The sequence below is a fragment of the Streptomyces sp. 8L genome, from assembly GCF_020176795.1.
Taxonomy (GTDB): domain Bacteria; phylum Actinomycetota; class Actinomycetes; order Streptomycetales; family Streptomycetaceae; genus Streptomyces.
The window spans coordinates 1-9,042 of record NZ_JAIUKE010000209.1 but is presented as its reverse complement, the minus strand read 5'-3'; the positions used below and the strand labels follow the sequence as shown (position 1 = coordinate 9,042).

Annotated in this window: 4 protein-coding genes and 1 pseudogene; 1 reads left to right on the top strand and 4 read right to left on the bottom strand. The window is 76.2% G+C overall.

Annotated elements, in window-relative coordinates; all coding sequences use genetic code 11:
* Positions 1-149: 149 nt before the first annotated feature.
* The 4 genes from LCE31_RS18750 to LCE31_RS18735 all read right to left on the bottom strand — a co-directional run bounded on the left by LCE31_RS18750 (position 150) and on the right by LCE31_RS18735 (position 5,944).
* A complete protein-coding gene (locus LCE31_RS18750; RefSeq protein WP_225015629.1) occupies positions 150-1,157 on the bottom strand; it encodes a hypothetical protein in 1,008 nt (335 codons plus the stop codon).
* 295 nt (positions 1,158-1,452) lie between these two features.
* Entirely contained in the window at positions 1,453-2,559 is a 1,107-nt protein-coding gene (prfB, locus tag LCE31_RS18745; protein ID WP_225015627.1) for a peptide chain release factor 2, read from the bottom strand.
* A 92-nt stretch (positions 2,560-2,651) separates the two neighbouring features.
* A complete protein-coding gene (locus LCE31_RS18740; RefSeq protein ID WP_225015625.1) occupies positions 2,652-3,893 on the bottom strand; it encodes a serine/threonine-protein kinase in 1,242 nt (413 codons plus the stop codon).
* Positions 3,894-4,231: 338 nt separating this feature from the next.
* Positions 4,232-5,944, bottom strand: a complete 1,713-nt coding sequence (locus LCE31_RS18735; protein WP_225015623.1) for a serine/threonine-protein kinase — start codon at positions 5,942-5,944, stop codon at positions 4,232-4,234.
* Positions 5,945-6,302: 358 nt separating this feature from the next.
* On the opposite strand from LCE31_RS18735, the pseudogene LCE31_RS41555 reads away from it, so the two are divergent.
* Positions 6,303-9,042, top strand: a pseudogene (locus tag LCE31_RS41555) (FHA domain-containing protein); the annotation flags it as partial.

Here is a 9,042-nt window from a genome sequence, read left to right as displayed (position 1 = left end):
CCCCGCCCCGCCCCCGCCCCCCCCCCCCACCCCCCCCCCCCCACCCCCCACCCCCCCCCCCCCCGCCCCCCGCCCCGCCCCCCGGGCCCCCCCCCCCCCCCCCCTTCTCTCTGTGCTGGTCCCGCCGGACGGGCCGGGCCCTGTGAAGATCAGGCCGCGGTGTTCCGGCTCGCCAGACGCGGCAGGAAACGGAACCCGACGCCACCGGCGATCATGGTCGCGGCGCCCAGGATGAGGAACGACGTGTCCCCGGCTCCGGTCTCCGCGAGCTGCGACTTGCCGGCGCTCTGCTCGGCCGGCTGGTTGCCGACGCTGTCCGGGTTGGTGTTGTCGGCGCAGTTCACGTTGTCGAGGTCGACGGTGCAGGTGCTGACGTCACCCGTGGAACCGGTGGAACCGGAGCCGCCGGTCGCGCTGGAGCCGCCCGTACCGCTGCCGCCCGTGGAGGAACCGCTGGTGCCGGAGCCGCCGGTCGCGCTGGAGCCGCCCGTACCGCTGCCGCCGGTGGAGGAGCCGCTGCCGCCGGTCGAGGCGGTGCCGCCGTTGTCGCCGGTGCCGCCGTTGTCGGACGAACCACCGTTGTCACCGGAGCCGCCGTTGTCGCCCGTACCGCCGTTGTCGGACGAACCACCGTTGTCGCCAGAGCCGCCGTTGTCACCGGTGCCGCCGTTGTCGGACGAACCACCGTTGTCGCCAGAGCCGCCGTTGTCACCGGTGCCGCCGTTGTCGGACGAACCACCGTTGTCACCGGAGCCACCGTTGTCACCGGTGCCACCGTTGTCGGACGAACCACCGAGGAGACCGCCGAGGAGACCGCCGGTGGAGTCGTCACCACCGTTGTCACCGGAGCCGCCGTTGTCGCCGGTGCCACCACCGTCGGACGCGGTGCCGCCGTCGTCGGAGCCGCCATTGTCACCGGTACCGCCGTTGTCGCCGGTGCCGCCGTTGTCGGACGTACCGCCGTTGTCGTCTCCGGCGGAGACCCCGCCGAGGAGACCGCCGGTCGTCGACCCTCCGTCGCCGCCCGGGACGTCATTCGCCGAGACGTTCGAGTTGGTGACGGCCTGCGCGGCCCCCGCGGCCGTCAGCGACGCACCGGCCACGATCACCGCGCCGGCGGCGATGCGTGCCACGCGGACACGCGTCTTCTTGGTCATCTGCCTGGTACCCCCAAGTAATTCAGTCGTCATGGGCGCAGCGTCCGGGGCGGCGGCCGGCGGGGGTGCGCTGCTCTCGCACATCCCCGGGCCACACGCGTCCCAGAAATACGCATGCCAGGCGCAAGCCTTACGACTTTCCATATACGCGTCAAGGGCGTTGCGCGAACGATGACCGCTAAGGCGCCTCTTGTCCGGGACGTCCAGACATAACTGTGACATGAAAGGGAACTGCCGCTTCCCCTGCGACAGTTCCCTGATCCGGCTTTCCCCACGTGTCGATAAAGCGGGAGAGTTACTTCTCCTGCTGCTTGCGCCAGCGGATTCCGGCTTCCAGGAAGCCGTCGATCTCGCCGTCGAGCACGCCCTGCGGGTTGCCCACCTCGTAGCCCGTACGCAGGTCCTTGACCATCTGGTACGGGTGCAGGACGTACGAACGCATCTGGTTTCCCCAGGAGTTGCCGCCGTCGCCCTTGAGCGCGTCCATCTTCGCCTGCTCCTCCTGGCGGCGGCGTTCGAGCAGCTTCGCCTGGAGGACGTTCATCGCGCTCGCCTTGTTCTGGATCTGCGAGCGCTCGTTCTGGCAGGAGACGACGATCCCGGTCGGGATGTGCGTGATACGGACCGCGGAGTCCGTGGTGTTGACGCCCTGGCCGCCGGGGCCCGACGCGCGGTACACGTCGACGCGCAGCTCGGTCTCGTCGATCTCGACGTGGTCGCTCTGCTCGACGACGGGCAGCACCTCGACGCCGGCGAACGACGTCTGGCGGCGGCCCTGGTTGTCGAAGGGCGAGATGCGCACCAGGCGGTGGGTGCCCTGCTCCACGGAGAGCGTGCCGTAGGCGTAGGGGCTCTTCACGACGAAGGTGGACGACTTGATGCCGGCCTCCTCCGCGTACGAGGTCTCGTAGACCTCGGTGCTGTAGCCGTGGCGCTCAGCCCAGCGCAGGTACATGCGCTGGAGCTGCTCGGCGAAGTCGGCGGCGTCGCCGCCCCCCGCCTCGGCGCGCACATTGACGAGGGCCTCGCGCTCGTCGTACTCGCCGGAGAGCAGCGTGCGGACCTCCATCTCGTCCAGCGCCTTGCGCACGGACTGGAGCTCCGCCTCGGCCTCGGCGCGCGCGTCGGCGTCGCCCTCGTCGGCCGCGAGCTCGAAGAGCACTTCGAGGTCGTCGATCCGCCCCCGCAGCGCCTCCGTCCTGCGGACCTCGGACTGCAGATGGGAGAGCCGGCTGGTGATCTTCTGCGCCGCCTCGGGGTCGTCCCACAGGGACGGCGCCGCGGCCTGCTCCTCAAGAACAGCGATGTCTGCCCTCTTCTTGTCGAGGTCCAGAACGGCCTCGATCGACTCCATGGTCGATGAGAGGGACTTCAACTCTTCGGATACATCCACGACTGCCACGCGTCCAAGCGTAACCGCTGGCCGCTCCGCCCCTTCCCGGCCGTGCGCCGGGGCCCGGCACACGGCGGCCGGTACGGCCGGCGCGAGGCCGGTCAGGGCGCGGGCTGGGTGGTCTGCTTCGAGTCCTGGGGACTGCCGTCGCCCCCGGTCGCGAGCCAGCCGCCGACACCGAGCGCGACCACGAGGACACCGGCGCCGACACCGAGCGTGATCCGCCGCTTGCGTACGGCCGACTTGTGGTGACGGGCGGAGCCGGGGCGCGGCGTGCCGGGCGCGCGCGGGGCGCGGGCCGTGCCGCGCGCGCCGCCCGCGAGCTCGTCGGGGGCGGGCACCCGCATGCTGGTGTGGGTGTCCCGGTTGGAGTCGGGGGACGAGCCAGGCACCAGGGGCACGGCGCCGCGCCTGCGGGGTTCGCCGTCGTCGCCCGGGCCGTCCCGCGGGGCCGCCGGGGGCTCGGGGGGCTCCTCCGCGGGCCCGGTGCCCGGCTCGTCCACGTCCAGCGGGGGGATTCCGGCGGTCAGCGGCAGCACCTCGTGCAGCCGCGCGGCGAGCTCGGAGGCGCGCAGCCGGGACGCGGGGGCCTTGGCGAGGCACTGGACGAGGAGCTGCCACAGCTCCTCGGGGATGCCGGGCAGCGGTACGACGGTCTCGGTGACGTGCCGGCGCAGGACGGCGCCGGGGTGGCCGCCACCGAAGGGCGTGAAGCCGGCGAGCACCTCGTACAGGACGGTGGCGAGCGCGTAGATGTCGACGGCGGCGCGCGGCGGCAGGCCCTCCACGATCTCCGGCGCCAGGTAGTCGGGCGTGCCGATGATGCGGGTGGTCTTGGTGCGGCTCGGGGTGTCGATGAGCTTGGCGACGCCGAAGTCGGTGATGAGCGCCGGGTGCGCGCCGCCGGGGCCGGCCGGGCCCTCCATGTCGAGCAGGATGTTCTCCGGCTTGACGTCGCGGTGGACGACGCCCTTGGCGTGCGCGGCGGCGAGGCCCTCGGCGATGTCGGCGACGATCGCGACGGCCGCCTCGGGCGCGAGGCGGCGCTCCCGGTCGAGGCGGGTGCGCAGGTCGGTGCCGCGGACGAGGCGCATGACGAGTGCCAGGTCGTTGCCGTCGACGACGAGGTCGCGCACCGCGACCACGTGCGGATGGTCGAGCCCGAGCAGGGCGGTGCGCTCCTGGACGAAGCGTCCGACCAGCTCCTGGTCTGCCGCGAGGTCGTCGCGCAGCAGTTTGACGGCGACGGGACCCTCGGGTCCCTCGCCGAGCCACACCGTGCCGGCGCTGCCGCGGCCCAGGATCTGGGTTGCGGTGTACCGGCTGCCGATATTCCGTGCCAAGACTGCTCCCTCAGCGGCGGGCGTTGCCCCTCGGTCGACCATCAAAGTACGCGGCTTTCGGGGTGTTCCGTGCCCAGGACGGCGGCAACCTTCACTTCCGGGGACGAAATCACCCCTCAGAAGTCGACATAGCTACAGAGTCGCCGCGATACGGCTGGAAAGGGGGCACGACGCGACCGAAAAAAGGCCCGGGGGGCCCCCCCCGGGGCGGGGGGGGGGGGGGGGGGGGGGGGGGCCCGGGGGGGGGGGCCCCCCCCCCCCCCCGGCCCCGGGGGGGCCGGGCGCCGGGCGCGGGCGGCGCGGGCGGCCCGGGGGGCGCGCCCGCCCACCGCGGCGCGTCACTGGCCGGAGCCGGAGCCTCCGCCGCCCAGGTCCGAGATCCAGCCGCTGACCTTCGAGATGCCGTCGCCGATCGCGCTCCAGTAGCTCTTGCCGTCCGCGATCCAGCTCTGGAGCGGCGTCAGGTCCCACACCAGCCAGCCCGCGACGAACAGCACCACGAGCACGACCAGGCAGCCCTTCAGGCAGCCGAGGCCGGGGATGTGCATCGGGTTGGCGCTGCGCTGCCGGGGCGCCCTCGGCTCGCGCGCGGCGGGGGGGGGCCGCGGGGGCGGCGCGTACTGCTGCGGAGGCGCGGCGTACTGCTGGGGCGGCGGCTGCGGCCGGTACTGCTGGGGCGCGGGTGCCTGCCGCTGCGGCTGCTGCCCGTACTGCTGCGGATACGGGGCGGGCGCGGCGCCGTACGGCGGACGTCCGCCCTGGCCCTGCTGCGGCTGGCGGCGGTGCGGGCGGTGGCGCAGCGGGTCCAGGTTCGGGTCGACGGGCTGGACCTGGGTCTGCTCGTTGCGGTCCCGCGCGGCCTGGAGCTGGTTCTGCCAGGGATGCGGTCCCTGCGGCCCGTCCTGCCCGTCGGGGCCCGTGGTGGGCATCACATTGGTCGCGCCCTCGGAACCCGAGGTGGGCATGACATTGGTCGCCGCGGCCGGGTCGTAGGCGCCGGGGGCGCCCGGTACCCCGGCGACGCCCGCGACACCGGGGGCGCCGCCCGAGGGCAGCACCTGCGTCGGGTCTGCGCTGCCGCCGGCCGGCAGGACCTGGGTCGGATCGGCCGCCCCCGGCGTCTCGGGCACGGCGGTGGGGGCCGGGTCGGGCATGAGCAGCGCGGCGACCCCGAGCGCCGCGTCGACCTGGGCGGGCGTCGAGTGGACGCCGATGCCGGAGGCCACCGTGCGCAGCGCGGTCGCCAGGTTGACGGCGCTCGGCCGCTCGTCGGGGTCCTTGCGCAGGCAGCGCTCCACGACCGTCCAGAGCGGCTCGGGCACGGTGGTCGGCCTGCGGGGCTCCTCGGTGAGGTGCTTCTGGAGCACTTCGAGCGAGGTGGCGCCGGCGAACGGCGGACGCCCGGTGAGCAGCTCGTACAGCAGGATGCCCGCGCCGTAGATGTCGACGGCGGACGTCTGCGGCCGGCCCTCGGCGGACTCGGGCGCGACATACGCGGGCGTGCCGACGAACTCGGCGGTCCGCGTGAGCCCGGGCGAGTCCGCGAGGCGTGCGATGCCGAAGTCGGTGAGCATCGGGTGCAGCCGCTCGCCGTCGTTCTTCAGGAGGACGTTGGCGGGCTTGAGGTCCCGGTGGACGACGCCCTGGGAGTGGCTCGCGGCGAGCGCGTCGGCGATCTGCGCGGTCAGCAGCGCCGTGCCGACCGGTGTGAACGGGCCGTTCTCCCGGAGGTAGCGGTGCAGGTCGGGGCCCTCGACCAGGTCCATCACGAGGGCCAGCAGGTCGCCCTCGACGACGAGGTCGCGCGTGCGCACGATGTTGGGGTGGGTGAGTCTCAGCAGGACGGAGCGCTCCCTGAGGAAGCGCATCACGACGTCGGCGTCGTTGGCGAGCTCCTCCTTGAGCACCTTGATGGCCACCGTCTCGCCGGGCTGGCCGGGCACGGCGGCCTCGGCCCCGGCGGTCTCCCGCTGCGAAGCCCGCCACACGGTGCCCGTGGCGCCGCGTCCGAGCGGTTCCTCGAGCAGGTACTTGCTGCCTACCGGCCGCACGTCATGTGCTCCCTGCTGATAGCGATCACTGCATGGTCCCGTGTCCTGGGGACTCCGGCCCACTTTAATGCCGCCGGATGTGTCACGGAGTGTGCTCGCCGGTGACCCCGGGCGGTCGCGGCGGCGGAGCCGTGTCCGGGAAAGGACGCGAGCATTGCACGGATGGTTGCCGGTGCGCGGTCCCGTGCGCGCGGCACCCGGTCCCAAGCAGGCATTTATGCACGCACAGCCGACCAATCAAGATCACTTGAGGCCGGGGCACGGGCGTGTTGTCAGCGGTAGGTGCGAGGATGCCTTCACCTACCGGACGGGCGTGACACCCGCCGGACTCCCCGCGCAGAAGGGACCCCTGACGGCGATGCAGATCCGGCTGACCGTCCTCGCGCCGGGGCGCGCGAGCTGCGACGTACTGGTCACGGCTCCGGCCGGCGCGGCGCTCGCGGCGGTGGCGTCCGGCCTCGCGGCGGCCGCCCTCGGCCCCGACACGCCGGGCACGACCGTGCTGTACGCGGGCCGCGAGCGGCTGGACGCGCAGCGCGCGGTGCTCGGCGCGCCGCCGCTGGTCGACGGGGCCGTGCTGACGCTCGGCGCGTCCGCGGACGACGAGGCACCGGTGCAGGAGGCGGCCGCGCAGCTCAGGGTGGTCGCGGGGCCCGACGCGGGCGGGGTGCACCTGCTGCACGGCGGCCGCGTCGTGATCGGCCGCTCGGCCGACGCGGATGTGCCGCTGGACGACCCGGACGTGTCGCGGCTGCACTGCGCGGTGACGCTCGCCCCTGACGGCACGGTCGCGGTGGCGGACCTCGGCTCGACGAACGGCACGACGCTGGAGGGCGCGCCGGTCGGCGCCGTGCCCCTTCCGCTGCCCCGGGGGGTCGCGCTGCGCATCGGCGAGTCGACGCTGATGCTCGCGCCCGGCACCCGGGAGCCGGCCGCGGCCACCACCCCGGACGGCGAGGGCCATCTGCGGCTGGCCCCGGCTACGGGACCCGCGGGCGGGACCGCGGACGCCGCGTGGGAGCAGCCCGGCGGGCCGCTTCGGGGCGCGCCGGACGGCGGCCCGTACGCGCCCCCGCCCGACCGCCGGGCCGGAGCTCCGGCGCCGGGAGACTTCGCCGGTGGTACGGGCCCGGGCGCGCGGCCCGGCGCGTACGGCGCCGTCCCGCACGCGCGGGGCGCCGAGCCCGCGGGCCGCCCCGAGCCGTACGTCCCGGAGCAGCGCGGCCAGGACCCTTCGGAGTACGGGCCGGGCGGCGGCCGGGACAGGGCGGGCCAAAGGCCCCGCGACGGACGGGACGCGTCTGGTCACGAGCCCCACGACGGGCGGGACCCGGCAGGCTACGGGCCCGGCGGCAGCCAGGACCCGGCCGGTTACGGGCCGCGCGGCGGCGACGGCGCTCTCGCGCACGACAGGAGCGCGGCGGACGAGGACGACGAGGCGCAGGCCCACCCGGGCAGGCGGCGCGGGCTCGGCGCGTGGGCGCGCCGCCGGGGCGCCACGCGTGGCGAAACGCATATCGGGGTGCCGGTGCAGCGGGCCGGCGAGCCCGCCGCGGGGCGGGCGCCTGCCGACGGGACGTGGCCGGACGCGGCCGAGCTGCTGCTCACCGCGCTCGGTCCCGGGCGGCGCCTGTGGGAGCGCGGCCCGGACCACCGGGAGGCGCTCGTGGTGCGGCTCGGCACGGCGGACAGGCCCGGGCCGCCGGTGCCGGTGACGGCCGGCCTGAAGGACGTCGGCTCGCTCGGCCTCGCCGGGCCCCGCGCCCGCCTCATCGGGCTCGCCCGCTCGGTGGTGGCGCAGCTCGCCGCGCTGCACGCCCCGTCGGAGCTGGAGATCGTGCTCGTCACGACGGACCGCGCGCTGCCCGTCGAGGAGCGCCGCAGGGACTGGGGCTGGCTCGGCTGGCTGCCGCACACCCGCCCCGGGCACGGCCAGGACTGCCGGCTGCTCCTCGCGTTCGACCGGGAGCAGGCGGTGGCGCGGACCGCCGAGCTGAGCCGCCGGCTGGACGAGGGCCCGCTCGGCGCGGGCTGGGCGTCGGCGGAGTCCGCCGCGGTCGAGGAGGCCGCGCGGCGGCACACCGGGCCGCGCACCCTGCTCGTCGTGGACGGCGACCCCGGTTCGGCCGCGCTGCGCGAGACGACGGCGCGCCTCGCCCACGCGGGCCCCTCGGCCGGGGTCCATGTGCTGTGCCTCGCGGAGGCTCCGGCGGCCTCCGCCGTGTCGTCGGTCACGGCGACGTACGACATGGCGTGCCTGGCGTCGCTGCCGTTTCGCGAGTGCGGTGCGGTCGCGCTGCTGAGCGGTGACGTCGCGGGCGCGCTGCGCCTGCTGCGTACGGCGCCCGGTCGGCGGGTCGGCGAGGGCAGGGGCACGGTCGCCGTGGTGGACGCGGTGTCCGCCGCCTGGGCGGAGCGCTTCGGCCGGGCGCTCGCACCGCTGCGTACGACGGTCCCGGCGGCGGGCCCCCGGCCCGCGACGGCGCGGGCCCCCCCCGCGGGGGGGGGGGGCCGCGGGGGGGGCGCCCCCCCCCGCCCCCGGCGGGGGCGGGGGGGGGGGCCGGCCCGGCTTACGCGCGGGGGGCTCAAACCGGGGGGGCCCCCGGGGGGCCCCCGGGGGCGGGGGGGGCGGGGGGCGGGGCGCGGGGGGGCGGGGGCGGGGGGGGGGGCGGGGGGGGGGGGGCCCCCCGGGGGGGGGGGCGGGGCCGGGGGGGGGCCCCCGGCCCCGCCACGGCGCTGCCGCGCACGGCGCGGCTGCTGGACGAGCTGGGGCTGGCCCGTGCGACGCCCGCGTCGCTGCTGGCACGGTGGGCGCAGGCGGCCGACGGGCCGCGGGAGGCGTGTGTGGCGGTGCTCGGCGCGGGTCCGCGCGGCCCGGGCGCCGCCGATCTGGGCGGGGAGGGGCCGCATCTGCTGATCGAGGGCCCTTCGGGCAGCGGCCGTACGGAGCTGCTGCGGGCCCTCGCGGCGTCGCTCGCGGCGGGTGCGCGCCCGGACCGGCTCGGCCTGCTGCTGGTCGACGGGGCGGGCGGGATGCGCGGGGAGGGCCTCGCGGGGCGGCCCGCGCGGGCGCCTGTGGGGGGGGCGCGGGTCGCCGG